Here is a 12,851-nt window from a genome sequence, read left to right on the forward strand (position 1 = left end):
GTTTGCCCCAATGATCGAAGTTTCCGGCGTCAGCGTGCGCCTCTCCGGCAAGACCATCGTTCGCGACGTCGCCTTCACCGCGAAGGCCGGCGAGCTTACCGCCATTGCCGGCCCCAATGGCTCCGGCAAGACGACGACGATGAAGGCCGTTTCCGGCGAGCTTGCCTATGACGGCTCCGTACGTCTCAACGGCGAAGAGGTGCGCACACTGAAGCCGTGGCAGCTTGCCTCCGTCAGGGGGGTCCTGCCACAGGCAAGCAGTATCTCCTTCCCGTTCACCGTGCGCGAGATCGTTCGCATGGGTCTGACATCAGGCCTCAACCTCCACCCGGATCAGACCGATGAGACAGCCGCAAAAGCGCTTGCCGCCGTTGATCTCGCCGGCTTCGAAGGGCGTTTCTATCAGGAACTCTCGGGCGGCGAGCAGCAGCGCGTGCAGCTTGCCCGCGTGCTCTGCCAGATTGCCCAGCCGGTCGTTGACGGCAAGCCCTGCTGGCTGCTGCTCGACGAGCCGGTCTCCAGTCTCGATATCAGCCACCAGCTGACGATCATGACGCTGGCGCGCAATTTCTGCGAACGCGGCGGCGGGGTGATAGCAGTCATGCACGATCTCAACCTGACGGCTCTCTTCGCCGACAGGATCGTGCTGATGAAATCCGGCCGGCTGGCAGCCGCCGGCAATGTACGCGAGGTGCTGACGGACGAATGCATGCAGTCCGTCTTCGGGTGCCCCCTGCGCGTCAACAAGGTGCCATCGGACGGCACGCCCTTCGTGCTGGCCCACAGCGCCTTGGCCGTCAACTGAGGAACCTTTGCGACCCGAATGCGTTGTCCGCAATGATTTGGGTCAAAGCCGGGCGCTCTCTTCCCTGCCATTGATGGCAATGACCCCGCGCGAAACCGGGCGGCGCTTGTCCACGCCCAGCTATGGAGACAGTCATGGCCTACTCCTTCTTCCATTCCAGCCGCAGCCGCCGCAACGGCGCTCTCCACCATCTCGAAACCAGCATCGAAGACCAGATCGAGGCGCTGCGCGAAGAACTCGCCGAACTCACCCATGTTCTCGGCAAGACCTCCCGCCATCAGAGTGAAAAGCTGCGCTCGCAGGCATCTGCAAGCTATGAGGACATTCTCGGCCGCAGCGAGGATCTGCTGAACGAATTGCAGCAGCGTTACCTGCGCAGCGCCGGCGAAGTACGAAACACCGTACGCCGCCATCCGCTCGCAACAATCGGTGCCGCGGCTGCCTTCGGCCTGCTCGTCGCCATGCTCGCCCGACGCTAGTATTCCCGCTCTTTTCGAATGACGGAAATACGCCATCTCTTTGTTTTAACGCAATTCCGGATGCGAAACCGCTGCGCACTTTTGCTGGAATTGCTTTAGGAGGCTCGATGCTCTTCCCAATCCTGAGCCTGCTGGTCGGCACCAGCGTTCACCGCACCGTGGAACGCACCAAGCGCAACGGCATCTTCATCGCCGTTGCGCTGCTTTTTCTGCTGACCGCCTATGCGCTCGCCGTTACTGCCGGGGCCATCTGGCTGGCGGGCATCTATGGCGCCATCGGCGCATCCCTTTTCCTGGCCGCCTGCGCGCTGCTGATCGCGATCGTCGTCTTCATCATTATGGCGATCATGAATCATCAGGAAGCGCGCCGTGTCCGCGAACGCCGTGCGGCCATGGAATCCCTGGCAACCGCCGGCCTCGGCCTTATCCGTTCCCAACCACTACTGACAGCGGGAATTGTCGCCGCTCTTGTCGCGTCCAGTCTGCTCGGCTCGAAGCATCACGACTGACCATCACGTCTTTCACGGTTATTGCCGCAGAATATGACGCGCACAGGTTTTTGGCTGCACCATACGTTGCGGCATCGTCTTGAAATCGGCCGGACGTCTCACCGCGACAAAAAAGCCGGCGCCCGATGGGCAGCCGGCCATCTTTCCTCCCCGGAAAAGGTCGATCAGAAGGCAAAAGCCTTCGAGGTCAACGGCGCCGACGTGGCATCCGGGCCAAAATCCGCCTCGCCTGATATCTGCAGGAGATCCTGCAGCCGTTGGCGCGCGCGGTTCACGCGGCTCTTGATGGTGCCGACGGCGCAACCGCAGATTTCTGCTGCTTCCTCGTAAGAGAAGCCCGATGCGCCAACGAGAATGATCGCTTCGCGCTGATCCGGCGGCAGCTGATCCAGCGCCTTTTTGAAGTCCTGCAGGTCGAGTGCGCCGTATTGGGAGGGGTGCGTGGCCATGGATTCGGTAAACAAGCCGTCGCTATCCTGCACCTCGCGGCCGCTCTTGCGCATCTGGCTGTAAAGCTCGTTGCGCAGGATCGTGAAGAGCCAGGCCTTCATATTGGTGCCCATCTCGAAATGATCCTGCTTGGCCCAGGCCTTCATGATGGTGTCCTGAACCAGGTCGTCGGCGCGGTCGTGCCGGCCGATCAACGATATGGCGAAAGCACGAAGACTGGGGAGGGCCGCCAGGAGTTCGCGCTTGAAGCTCGGTTGCGCTTTTTCCATGCCGGTATTTCCTATTCGGCCATCTTTGCGGAAGCCATCATTTCGGCCTGATCGAGCTTTTCGAGCAGGTCGAGGAAGCGATCGGGAATGGCTTCTTCCTGCGCGGAGGCATAGAGGGAGCGCAACCGGATACCGATTTGATTGTTCGGATCCAGTATGTCGCTTGCCCGCAGCTCCAGCTGGCGCTCGTCGGGGGCCTCTGTCTTTTGTGTCGTCATCAACTAATCACTTCTTGGCTGTTGTCTCGGAATGAAAGGCAGACTCTGCTGTGAAAGTTAAATGGAAAGGATATCCGGTCGATCAAGCCGATCCTTGCAAACCCTTGATCCCGCAGATCCATTCCGTCCATATGTATCAAGACGTGACGCCCTTCATTGTCGGCTAGGATAATGCGACGCCGCAAAAAAAGTTCCTCACCTCCGGAACTTTTTTAGGCAGATCGCGTTTTTAAGTCATTGAAGCCACTCACCGGCTTGGAGACGGAGTTTTTAATGACACTTTCCACTCGAATTGCGCCGCACCTTCCTTATCTGCGTCGCTATTCCCGCGCACTTACCGGCACTCAGACATCAGGCGATGCTTACGTCGCCGCCGTCCTCGAAGCGATCATCGCCGATCTCTCCATATTCCCGGATACCGCGAATGACCGCGTCGCACTCTACAAACTGTTCACGCAACTGTTTGGTTCCACAGCGGTCGAGATTCCCGAACCGTCCTCTCCCTATGCCTGGGAACAGCGCGCGACGCTGAACCTTTCCAAGGTTTCTCCGCTCGCCCGGCAGGCTTTCCTGCTGGCATCGGTCGAGAACTTCCGCGTCTCCGAGATCGCCGACATTCTCGAAATCACCGAGGAGGAAACCATGCAGTTGCTCGACAAGGCTTCGCACGAGATTTCGCGCCAGGTCGCGACCGATATCATGATCATCGAGGACGAACCGCTGATCGCCATGGATATCGAGCAGATGGTCGAAAGCCTCGGCCACCGCGTCACAGGCATCGCCCGCACCCATGCGGAAGCCGTCGCGCTCTACAATAAAACGAAGCCCAGCATGGTGCTGGCCGATATCCAGTTGGCCGACGGCAGCTCCGGCATCGACGCCGTCAACGATATCCTCAAGACATCGAGCGTGCCCGTCATCTTCATCACCGCCTTTCCCGAGAGACTGCTGACCGGGGAGCGGCCGGAGCCCACGTTCCTTGTAACCAAGCCCTTCAACCCCGACATGGTCAAGGCCCTGATCAGCCAGGCGCTTTTCTTCAATGAAACGACCCGTGTGGCGGCCTGAAACATGATTCCCAGCCGCGCCGGAACCATTCCGGCAACGATGCGTTCCGGCTCTGCCGGGACGTATTGGCGGCCTTAACGGTTTTTGCAGTGCTTGCTTTTAGAATGACCGGCATGTTTGTCGGGAGGGTAGCATTCCCTCCATATGTTCGAAGGGACTGAGGAAAGGCGGCCGAGTGAATACGACTGGACCATTGTCCGGAACGCCTTTCACCACCGAAGGCAAAGCGGCCATGATGGAGCGCGCGCTCGCCAGCGCAGCCATCTCCATCCTGTATCAGGATGCCAGCCTTGCCATGATTTACGCCGAGAATCTCCTCCCCTATTTCCAGAAGCGTTTCGTGGCCGGTGGCGATGACGGCTCGCTGTTCGGCGAGGCCCACGGCAAATCCCTTGCCGCGATGAAGCTCAGGGTGCTCGAAACCGGCGCGTCCAGCAATGCCGAGGTCGAAGTTGCGATCGACGGCGAAACCAGGACATTCGAACTGAAGGTTGAACGCACCGGCGCGCGCGGAAATTACGGCCTACTTTCCGTCATCTCTGAGATTACCGAAAGCCGGCACCGCGAAAAGGTGCTGAAATCGCTGTTGCGCGAGCTTTCCCACCGCTCCAAGAACCTGCTTGCCATCATTCAGGGCATTGCCACCCAGACTGCGCGAAACACAATTTCCCTCGATACTTTCCTGACGAAGTTCCGCGGGCGCCTTCAATCGCTCTCCAACTCACAGGATCTGATCACCGATTCCAGCTGGCGCGGGGCCTTCCTGTTCGAACTCGCCGAAAAGCAGTTCGCGCCCTATTGGCCGGAAACATCGGGCTCCATGTCGATTTCTGGCGTCAACGCGCATCTGACGCCGAACGCCGCCGTGCATCTCGGCCTGGCGCTGCATGAACTGATCGTCAATTCCGCCTCCTATGGCGCAATCGCCAGCGGCGCGACGTCGGTGACGCTGAATTGCCGGGAAACGGACATCGCCGGCCGCCGGGCAATCGAGCTCACCTGGGTGGAAGTGCTGCCAAACAGCGCCGATGTGCATGAATTTAGCGAAAACAGCTTCGGGCGCACAGTGCTGGAGCGGGTCGTGCCCTCCTCCGTCAACGGCAAGGCCGAGCTGACGCTGACACCCGGCCGTATCGAATACCACCTGACGGTTCCGGAAACCGAATTCGAAATCCTTAAGCGTCCCTGAGGCATTCCATGCAATTTGCGGCGTTCCGCGCGATTTGCATTTTCTGACGTTGCCTGAGCTCAAACGGAAAAACAGCCGGCGCGAGGGCGGCGCGCCGGCTGTTTCGACTCACCGGGAGGGGACCGTGAGTTCGTCCGAATGATGGGTTGGGGGCGCGCATGTTGGGTCGATGCGGTCATCATCCGGATACCGCATTAACTACGCACGTTAACTTTGGTTCCGCCGTTTCGGAAAAAAATTGGACTTTTATCAATTTTTTCTCGGACACCCGATTTGGGGCGCCATCCAAATCCTTCCAATTGGAAGGCAGAGCCTGCCTAAAGAATTATCATACCAAGCAAAATCAATCTCTTAAATGGCGTATGCGAAAGGAAATTGCCAAAATTTTACCGTTTGATAAATTTTTGAACCTGAGTTACGATTTCTTCACTAGCCGTTACCGATAAAGAGGGAACTTCAATGGAACGTCTGGAAACTGGGATTCGTGCCGGCCGGCTTTCGTCCGCCGAGTACGAGGCTAATTTCTCCGATCTTCATCCGCGCCTGGATAATCACGAAGCGCTGGTCGCCGCCGACCGCTGTTATTTCTGCTATGACGCGCCGTGCATGACGGCCTGTCCGACCTCCATCGACATTCCGCTCTTCATCCGCCAGATTTCGACCGGCAATCCGTTGGGTTCGGCGAAGACCATCTTCGACCAGAATATCCTCGGCGGCATGTGCGCCCGCGTCTGTCCCACCGAAGAGCTCTGCGAGCAGGCCTGCGTGCGCAACACCGCCGAAGAGCGCCCGGTCGAGATCGGCCGTCTGCAACGCTATGCAACGGATGCGGCGATGGCTGCTGGCAAGCAGTTCTACCGGCGCGCGGAACCAACCGGCAAGAAGATCGCCGTCGTCGGCGCCGGTCCCGCCGGCCTCGCGGCAGCCCACCGCCTCGCCGTTAAGGGCCATGATGTGGTGATCTACGATGCCAAGCCGAAATCCGGCGGCCTCAACGAATATGGCATTGCCACCTACAAGACGGTCGATGACTTCGCCCAAAAGGAAGTAGATTACGTCCTGTCGATTGGCGGCATTGAGGTGAAGCACGGCCAGCAGCTCGGCCGCGATTTCTCGCTCGCCGACCTGCAGAGCCAGTATGACGCCGTCTTCCTCGGCTTCGGCCTTGCCGGCGTCAACGCATTGCGCGTCGACAACGAAAACCTGCCCGGTGTCGATGACGCCGTCGATTTCATCGCCGCCCTGCGCCAGGCCAGGAACAAAGGCGACATCGCCATCGGCCGCCGTGTCGTCGTTCTCGGCGGCGGCATGACTGCGATCGATGCAGCCGTACAGGCAAAGCTGCTTGGCGCCGAGGAAGTGACGATCTGCTATCGCCGCGGCAAGGAACATATGAACGCCTCGGAATTCGAGCAGGATCTCGCCACCTCCAAGGGCGTCATCATCCGCCATTGGCTGGCGCCGAAATCCATCCTTTCCCAGGACGGCAAGGTCGCTGCTATCGAGGTCGAATATACAAGCCTCGTCGACGGCCGCCTCACCGGCACCGGCGAGACCGGCGTCATTGCCGCCGATCATATCCTGAAAGCCATAGGCCAGGCCTTCGAAGCCTCCAGCCTCGGCGCGCTGCGGATGGAATCCGGCCGCATCGCGGTTGATGCTGAAGGCCGCACATCGATCGAAGGTGTGTGGGCCGGCGGCGACTGCGTCTTTGGCGGTGAAGACCTGACCGTATCTGCCGTCGCCCATGGCCGTGATGCGGCCGAGTCCATTCACCGCACCCTCACTGCCGCAGCCGCTCCGGCTGTCGCCGTCGCCTGAAGGGGAGAATGAACAATGGCTGATCTCCGCAATAATTTCGTCGGCATCAAGTCTCCGAATCCCTTCTGGCTCGCCTCTGCACCGCCGACCGACAAGGCCTACAATGTCGAGCGTGCCTTCAAGGCTGGCTGGGGCGGCGTCGTCTGGAAGACACTCGGCGAAGAAGGCCCGCCTGTCGTCAACGTCAACGGCCCGCGTTACGGCGCGATCTGGGGTGCCGATCGCCGCCTGCTCGGCTTGAACAATATCGAGCTCATCACCGACCGCGACCTGCAAACCAATCTCAGGGAAATGAAGCAGGTCAAGATGAATTGGCCGGACCGGGCGCTCATTGCTTCGATCATGGTCCCGTGCGAGGAACAGGCCTGGAAGGCCATCCTGCCGCTGGTGGAAGAGACCGGCGCTGACGGCATCGAACTGAATTTCGGCTGTCCGCACGGCATGTCCGAGCGCGGCATGGGCTCGGCCGTTGGCCAGGTGCCGGAATATATCGAAATGGTCGTGCGCTGGTGCAAGCAGTACACGCGCATGCCCGTCATCACCAAGCTGACGCCCAACATCACCGACATCCGCCGCCCTGCCCGCGCCGCCAAGGCCGGCGGCACGGATGCCGTCTCGCTCATCAATACGATCAACTCGATCGTCTCGGTCGATCTCGACAACTTCGCGCCAAACCCGACCGTCGGCGGCAAGGGCAGCCACGGCGGCTATTGCGGCCCGGCCGTCAAGCCGATCGCGCTCAACATGGTCGCCGAGATCGCCCGCGATCCCGAAACCTACGGCCTTCCGATCTCGGGCATCGGCGGCATTACCACGTGGCGCGATGCGGCAGAATTCCTGGTGCTCGGCGCCGGCAACGTGCAGGTCTGCACCGCCGCCATGACCTACGGCTTCAAGATCGTGCAGGAGATGATCACGGGCCTCTCGGACTGGATGGATGAAAAGGGCCACAAGACCCTCGACGACATCACCGGCCGCGCCGTTCAGAACGTCACCGACTGGCAGTACCTCAACCTCAACTATATCGCCAAGGCCAAGATCGATCAGGACGCCTGCATCAAATGCGGCCGCTGCTACATCGCCTGCGAGGACACCTCGCACCAGGCGATCACCAACTTCGTCGATGGCGTTCGCCATTTCGAGGTGATGGACGAGGAATGCGTCGGCTGCAATCTCTGCGTCAGCGTCTGCCCGGTCGAGAACTGCATCACCATGGAGCAGCTTCCGGCCGGCTCCCTCGACAAGCGCACCGGCAAGGTGGTCGACCCGAATTACGCCAACTGGACGACGCATCCAAATAACCCGATGGCGCGCCAGGCTGCGGAGTGATGCCTCCAAAAGCCTGATGAAAAAGCCGCCCGTCCAAGGCGGCTTTTTCTTTGCCCGTTAACCGGCCCTCAAAGGCCGAACGACTTCCTATAAGCGCTCGGGCTCGTCCCGAGCCGCCTGCGGAAATGATGGCGCATGGTCGCCAATGTCCCAAACCCACTGGCAAGAGCAATATCGTCGAGCGACACCGCAAGCTGCTTTTCCAAGAGTTCACGCGCATGCCGCAGCCGCTCCTTCAGCAGCCACTCGCCGACGCTGTCGCCTGTCGTCGCCTCGAAGCGGCGCTGGAAGGTGCGCATGCTCATGCCGGCCTTGCCGGCAAGCAGGCTGATCGGCTGCTCCTCGGACAATCGCTCGCGCATCCATTCGATCAGCGGTCCCAAACGAATGCCCTCTCGCTCTTCCGGCACGGGGGCCGCAATGAATTGCGCCTGCCCGCCCTCGCGATGCGGCGGGACGACGAGACGTCGCGCCACGCTGTTGGCCGCGTCGGGCCCAAAATCACCGCGCACCACATGCAGGCAGAGGTCGATACCTGCGGCACTGCCGGCCGCCGTAAGGATGCTACCCTCATCCATGTAGAGCACGTCGGCATCGAGCGCGATGTCGGGGTAGCGTTCGGCAAGCGAGGCGACATAGCGCCAGTGGGTGGTCGCCCGACGCCCGGCAAGCAGCCCGGCAGCGGCAAGCACGGCGACGCCCGAGCAGAGCGACATCACCCGCGCTCCTCGTTCGTGGGCGGCCTGCAGGGCGGCAATCACAGGCTCCGGCACCGGCGCATCGATCGCCCGCCATCCCGGCGCGATGATGAGATCCGCCTCGTCGAGCAGTTCGAGCCCCTTGTCGACCGCTACCGTCAGCCCGCCGGCCGCGCGCAACGGGCCAAGCTCAATACCGGCGACCGAGAAGCGATACCAACCCTCCCCCATTTCCGGCCGCGGCAGGCCGAAGACCTCATAGGCGATACCGAATTCGAAGGTGCAGAGCCCGTCATAGGCCAGCGCTACGACATGCGGCCCACGCGTCTTGTGCACATTCGATTCTGGCATGATCTTTACGCTATCCGTCGTGACGGCCAATTTCGCTCATCACTATCATCGGCAATGATCGGCCGCAACCCAAGCCAAGACCAGCCCCAGGAAAGGACAAGATCATGCCGAGCCCCGTTTCCGAAATTCCCGCCGCCTCTCCCGAAGCCACCGTCGAATACTTCGCCCGCAAGCTCGCCTTCGAGACCGACTGCTCGGATGTGCACGCCGCCTTCGCCTCCGGCAAGGTCGATTTCGTGTTGCTCGATGTGCGCTCGCCAGCACTCTTCAACCTCTCGCATATTCCGGGCGCCCTCAACCTGCCGCATGGCAAAATGACTGCGCACCGCATGTCCGAATGGCCTGACGATACGCTGTTCGTGGTCTATTGCGCCGGCCCGCATTGCAACGGTGCGGACAAGGCGGCACTCCGCCTCTCCCGTCTCGGTCTGTCCGTCAAGCTGATGATCGGTGGTCTGACCGGATGGGCGGATGAAGGCTTTGTTTTCGAAGGCGAAGCAGGCGTTGCTGCCTGATCCGGTTCCCCTCTCCTCGCTTGAGGAGAAGGGAACCATCCCTCAAAACTCGACCACGACCTTGCCGAACGGTCCGCGATAGAGGTGATCGAGCGCTTCGGGGAATTCCTCGAACGCGTAGCGCTTGTCGATGACGGGTTTCAGCCCGACCTGATCCACCGCCCGAACCAGATCTTCCAGCGCCCGGCGATGACCGACGGAAATACCCTGCACCACAGGCGCCTTGAGCAAGAGCTGGCCGGCCGGACCGGATACTTCGAAACCTTCGAGAACGCCGATGACCGAGATGCGGCCGTTGACCGCCACCGCCTTGAGAGCCTGCCCGAGATGCGCGCCACCGACGATCTCGAGCACGTGGTCGGCGCCGTAGCCATCGGTAAGTGAATAGAGCTGCTCCACCCAATCACCGTCATTGCGGCTGAGCGCATGATCGGCGCCAAGGGCAACGGCGCGTTCCAGCTTTTCCGCGCTGCCTGATGTAATGAAGACCTCCGCCCCATGCGCCTTAGCGATCTGCAGTCCGAAGAGCGCAACGCCGCCCGTGCCCTGTACCAGCACCTTGTCGCCGGCCTTCAAGCCGCCGCGCTCGATCAGCGCGAACCACGCCGTCAGTCCGGCGCAGGGCAAAGTGCTCGCCTCGGCCGCATCAAGTGTGTCAGGTGCGTGCGAATACCATTCCTCAGAGAGCACCGTATATTGCGAGAGAACGCCGGGATAGAAGCCACCACGCGTTCTGTAGGGCGGCGTGCGGGCGTCACCAAAACCGCGTCCGTCGATCCAGTCGGGCGAGAAAGTCGAAATCACCCGATCTCCCGGCTTGAAGCGGGTAACATCGGGACCGACAGCTTCCACGATTCCCGCCATGTCGGAGGCCGGCACGAAAGGAAATTGCAGCGGCAATCCCATGCCGGTTTCCATCACCAGCCTGTCGCGAAAATTCAGCGAGACAGCCTTCGTCCGCACGAGAATTCTGTCGCTCGAAACCGGCTCCAGTCTCCGCTCACCTATCGCAAGTTTCCGCTCCGGTCCGATCGTGTCGATCTGCCATTGCCGCGTCGTCTCCATTGTCTCACTCCTTGTCCGATTGCGGGGGAGCAAAACATATCGTTGAAATCTTCTCTCCAGTTGCGATATTAATTCGCCAAACTGGTTCCATCAGGGAAACAATATGGAACACTTGAAAGGCATCTCGATCTTCGTCGAAGCTGTCGAGGCCGGCGGTTTTTCGGCTGCTGCCGAGCGGCTGCATCTCACGCGCTCCGCCGTCGGCAAGACCATCGCGCGCCTGGAGCAGCGGCTCGGCGTACGCCTCTTCAACCGCACGACACGGATGCAGAGCCTGACGGAGGAAGGCCGCTTCTTCTACGAACGCTGCCTGCGCGCGGTCGAGGAAATCCGCCTTGGCGAGGCGATGCTGGAATCGGGCCGCCGCACCGTGCGCGGCCGGCTCCGTGTCTCGATGCCCGTGCTCTTCGGCCGTCTCTGCATCGCGCCTGTTCTGGAGGATCTGCTCGATGAACATCCCGAACTGGAACTCGACCTCTCGTTTAACGACCGCATCGTCGATCTCCTGGAGGACGGCTTCGATCTTGTCATCCGCAACGGGCCGCTGAAGGATAATCCGGACCTGATGGCCCGCGCCGTCGCTCGCCAGCGGATGACCGTCTGCGCATCGTCGGCCTATCTGGAACGACACGGCATACCCCAATCGATCGCAGATATTCCTCGGCACAAGGGCATCGTCTACCGCCGCGGCGATTATGAAAGAAGCTGGATATTCCCGACACCCGACGATCGATGGAGGGAGATCCAGCCGAAGACGCGGCTGCGGCTCGACGACCTCGGGGCGATCTCGGATGCCGCCGTTGCCGGACGCGGCCTTGCCTGGCTGCCCTGCTGGTTGGTCCGCGACGACGTCGCTGCAGGCCGTCTCGTCCAGGTGCTGAAACACGAAGCAGCGAACGTCTTCGATGCCCATGCCCTCTGGCTGCGCTCGCCGGTCATGCTGCCGAAGGTAAGGCTGGCGATTGACACACTCGCCGCCAGGCTCCCGGCAATGATGGGCTAAGCAGCCAGCGTCCGGCGATGATTAAAGCATGTCGCGCAAAAGTGTGCAGCGGTTTTGCGGCAACGACATGCGTAAAAACAAAGACCTAAAGCGCAGCAAGCGGATCTGAAAGATCGCGACGCGCTTTAGGGGCCCGACCGATCCGGCCGCAATCCGCCGATGAAAAGCTGTTCGAGGAAACGCGCTGCGTCCTCGAAGCGCCCGTCGCCGGAATGCTCTTCGCCGAGCACGGCACGAACCTGCACGTCGAAATCGGCATAGTGCTGCGTCGTCGACCAGATCGAGAAGATCAGGTGATAGGGGTCGCAATGGACGATCTTGCCGCTTTTGATCCAGGTGCGGATCACGGCCGCCTTTTCGTCGACCAGCTCTTTCAGCGGCCCTTTCAGCATATCAAGGACGTGCGGCGCGCCCTGCAGCATCTCATTGGCGAAGAGCCGGCTCTCGCGCGGGAAATCGCGGGCCAACTCGAGTTTGCGGCGAATATAGCTGCGGATCTCCGATTCCGGATTGCCTTCCGCATCGAAGGCCCTCAGCGGCTCCAGCCAGTTGAAAAGCACCCGGTCGATCAACGCGCGGTGCATCGCTTCCTTGGTGCGGAAATAATAGAGGAGATTCGGCTTCGACATGCCAGCCACCTCGGCGATCTGGTCGATGGTCGAGCCCCGGAACCCGCTGACCGAAAATACATCGAGCGCCGCTTCCAGGATCTGCTCTTCCTTTTCTTCCTGGATGCGTGTCCGCCGAAGTGTCTTCGCCGCTCTCGGTATGGCCATTCGCTCTTTCCCCTTGAAATTCAACTCCTCGCTCAAGATTGGAAGAACGGCCTCTCCTGCCGCCTTAATGGGCACTTGCCAGCATTTTTGCCCATTTTTTGTATGTATTTTTCGTGATTTTCGTCTTGAGCGCAGCGATGGAAGTTGTAATGTTTACCAATCGGTCAAATTATCCGCCAGATAAAAAACAAAGGCAACTGGCGATTTTCCGGCGCTGACAGAACAACGGGCAGCAGCGGAATTTGACCACGGGAACAAGGCAGGCAGGCATCTCGCATGACTGCCGCAAAACAGGTGAGGATTTTC

Annotated in this window: 14 protein-coding genes; 9 read left to right on the top strand and 5 right to left on the bottom strand. The window is 60.6% G+C overall.

Translation table 11 applies throughout. The features are described 5' to 3' along the window. The first annotated feature begins 10 nt into the window (after positions 1-10). From FHT92_RS14325 to FHT92_RS14335, 3 genes are all read left to right on the top strand, one after another. Entirely contained in the window at positions 11-805 is a 795-nt protein-coding gene (locus FHT92_RS14325; RefSeq protein WP_183741466.1) for a heme ABC transporter ATP-binding protein, read from the top strand. Positions 806-939: 134 nt separating this feature from the next. Continuing rightward, a complete protein-coding gene (locus FHT92_RS14330) occupies positions 940-1,284 on the top strand; it encodes a YqjD family protein (protein ID WP_183741468.1) in 345 nt (114 codons plus the stop codon). 107 nt (positions 1,285-1,391) lie between these two features. Then, the gene (locus FHT92_RS14335) at positions 1,392-1,793 is read left to right on the top strand and encodes a hypothetical protein (RefSeq protein WP_183826062.1); all 402 of its coding nucleotides are present in this window, start codon (positions 1,392-1,394) and stop codon (positions 1,791-1,793) included. A 164-nt stretch (positions 1,794-1,957) separates the two neighbouring features. Here the strand turns inward: FHT92_RS14335 and FHT92_RS14340 are convergent, their stop codons facing one another. Both FHT92_RS14340 and FHT92_RS14345 read right to left on the bottom strand, forming a co-directional pair. Then, positions 1,958-2,512 carry an RNA polymerase sigma factor gene (locus tag FHT92_RS14340; RefSeq protein ID WP_007815244.1) on the bottom strand — a complete coding sequence of 185 codons (555 nt, stop codon included), beginning with the start codon at positions 2,510-2,512 and terminating at the stop codon, positions 1,958-1,960. Positions 2,513-2,523: 11 nt separating this feature from the next. After that, the gene (locus FHT92_RS14345; protein ID WP_183741472.1) at positions 2,524-2,730 is read right to left on the bottom strand and encodes a NepR family anti-sigma factor; all 207 of its coding nucleotides are present in this window, start codon (positions 2,728-2,730) and stop codon (positions 2,524-2,526) included. Between the two features lie 273 nt (positions 2,731-3,003). Between FHT92_RS14345 and FHT92_RS14350 the strand changes: the two genes are divergently transcribed. The 4 genes from FHT92_RS14350 to preA all read left to right on the top strand — a co-directional run bounded on the left by FHT92_RS14350 (position 3,004) and on the right by preA (position 8,137). Then, complete coding sequence (locus tag FHT92_RS14350) at positions 3,004-3,798, top strand: response regulator (RefSeq protein WP_183741474.1); 795 nt, start codon at positions 3,004-3,006, stop codon at positions 3,796-3,798. A 193-nt stretch (positions 3,799-3,991) separates the two neighbouring features. Then, positions 3,992-4,987 carry a sensor histidine kinase gene (locus FHT92_RS14355; RefSeq protein ID WP_183826300.1) on the top strand — a complete coding sequence of 332 codons (996 nt, stop codon included), beginning with the start codon at positions 3,992-3,994 and terminating at the stop codon, positions 4,985-4,987. Positions 4,988-5,446: 459 nt separating this feature from the next. Beyond that, complete coding sequence (locus tag FHT92_RS14360) at positions 5,447-6,808, top strand: NAD(P)-dependent oxidoreductase (RefSeq protein ID WP_183826065.1); 1,362 nt, start codon at positions 5,447-5,449, stop codon at positions 6,806-6,808. A gap of 15 nt (positions 6,809-6,823) precedes the next feature. After that, positions 6,824-8,137, top strand: coding sequence for an NAD-dependent dihydropyrimidine dehydrogenase subunit PreA (gene preA, locus FHT92_RS14365; protein ID WP_183826067.1), 1,314 nt, complete (start codon positions 6,824-6,826; stop codon positions 8,135-8,137). A 68-nt stretch (positions 8,138-8,205) separates the two neighbouring features. Here preA and ftrA read toward each other — a convergent pair whose 3' ends face one another. Beyond that, entirely contained in the window at positions 8,206-9,186 is a 981-nt protein-coding gene (gene ftrA, locus FHT92_RS14370; RefSeq protein WP_183826070.1) for a transcriptional regulator FtrA, read from the bottom strand. A 104-nt stretch (positions 9,187-9,290) separates the two neighbouring features. Between ftrA and FHT92_RS14375 the strand changes: the two genes are divergently transcribed. Beyond that, complete coding sequence (locus FHT92_RS14375) at positions 9,291-9,701, top strand: rhodanese-like domain-containing protein (RefSeq protein WP_183826073.1); 411 nt, start codon at positions 9,291-9,293, stop codon at positions 9,699-9,701. Positions 9,702-9,743: 42 nt separating this feature from the next. Here the strand turns inward: FHT92_RS14375 and FHT92_RS14380 are convergent, their stop codons facing one another. Beyond that, entirely contained in the window at positions 9,744-10,766 is a 1,023-nt protein-coding gene (locus tag FHT92_RS14380) for an NAD(P)-dependent alcohol dehydrogenase (RefSeq protein WP_183826076.1), read from the bottom strand. A 103-nt stretch (positions 10,767-10,869) separates the two neighbouring features. On the opposite strand from FHT92_RS14380, the gene FHT92_RS14385 reads away from it, so the two are divergent. After that, entirely contained in the window at positions 10,870-11,769 is a 900-nt protein-coding gene (locus FHT92_RS14385; RefSeq protein WP_183826079.1) for a LysR family transcriptional regulator, read from the top strand. 125 nt (positions 11,770-11,894) lie between these two features. Here the strand turns inward: FHT92_RS14385 and FHT92_RS14390 are convergent, their stop codons facing one another. Further along, positions 11,895-12,545 carry a TetR family transcriptional regulator C-terminal domain-containing protein gene (locus FHT92_RS14390; protein WP_183826081.1) on the bottom strand — a complete coding sequence of 217 codons (651 nt, stop codon included), beginning with the start codon at positions 12,543-12,545 and terminating at the stop codon, positions 11,895-11,897. Between the last annotated feature and the right edge of the window lie 306 nt (positions 12,546-12,851).

This window comes from Rhizobium sp. BK377 (genome assembly GCF_014193935.1).
Lineage (GTDB): Bacteria > Pseudomonadota > Alphaproteobacteria > Rhizobiales > Rhizobiaceae > Rhizobium.

Coding starts and splice junctions, on each gene's coding strand:
- FHT92_RS14325 (WP_183741466.1), top strand. CDS start 11: ATGATCGAAGTTTCCGGCGTCAGCGTGCGCCTCTCCGGCAAGACCATC.
- FHT92_RS14330 (WP_183741468.1), top strand. CDS start 940: ATGGCCTACTCCTTCTTCCATTCCAGCCGCAGCCGCCGCAACGGCGCT.
- FHT92_RS14335 (WP_183826062.1), top strand. CDS start 1,392: ATGCTCTTCCCAATCCTGAGCCTGCTGGTCGGCACCAGCGTTCACCGC.
- FHT92_RS14340 (WP_007815244.1), bottom strand. CDS start 2,512: ATGGAAAAAGCGCAACCGAGCTTCAAGCGCGAACTCCTGGCGGCCCTC.
- FHT92_RS14345 (WP_183741472.1), bottom strand. CDS start 2,730: ATGACGACACAAAAGACAGAGGCCCCCGACGAGCGCCAGCTGGAGCTG.
- FHT92_RS14350 (WP_183741474.1), top strand. CDS start 3,004: ATGACACTTTCCACTCGAATTGCGCCGCACCTTCCTTATCTGCGTCGC.
- FHT92_RS14360 (WP_183826065.1), top strand. CDS start 5,447: ATGGAACGTCTGGAAACTGGGATTCGTGCCGGCCGGCTTTCGTCCGCC.
- preA (WP_183826067.1), top strand. CDS start 6,824: ATGGCTGATCTCCGCAATAATTTCGTCGGCATCAAGTCTCCGAATCCC.
- ftrA (WP_183826070.1), bottom strand. CDS start 9,186: ATGCCAGAATCGAATGTGCACAAGACGCGTGGGCCGCATGTCGTAGCG.
- FHT92_RS14375 (WP_183826073.1), top strand. CDS start 9,291: ATGCCGAGCCCCGTTTCCGAAATTCCCGCCGCCTCTCCCGAAGCCACC.
- FHT92_RS14380 (WP_183826076.1), bottom strand. CDS start 10,766: ATGGAGACGACGCGGCAATGGCAGATCGACACGATCGGACCGGAGCGG.
- FHT92_RS14385 (WP_183826079.1), top strand. CDS start 10,870: ATGGAACACTTGAAAGGCATCTCGATCTTCGTCGAAGCTGTCGAGGCC.
- FHT92_RS14390 (WP_183826081.1), bottom strand. CDS start 12,545: ATGGCCATACCGAGAGCGGCGAAGACACTTCGGCGGACACGCATCCAG.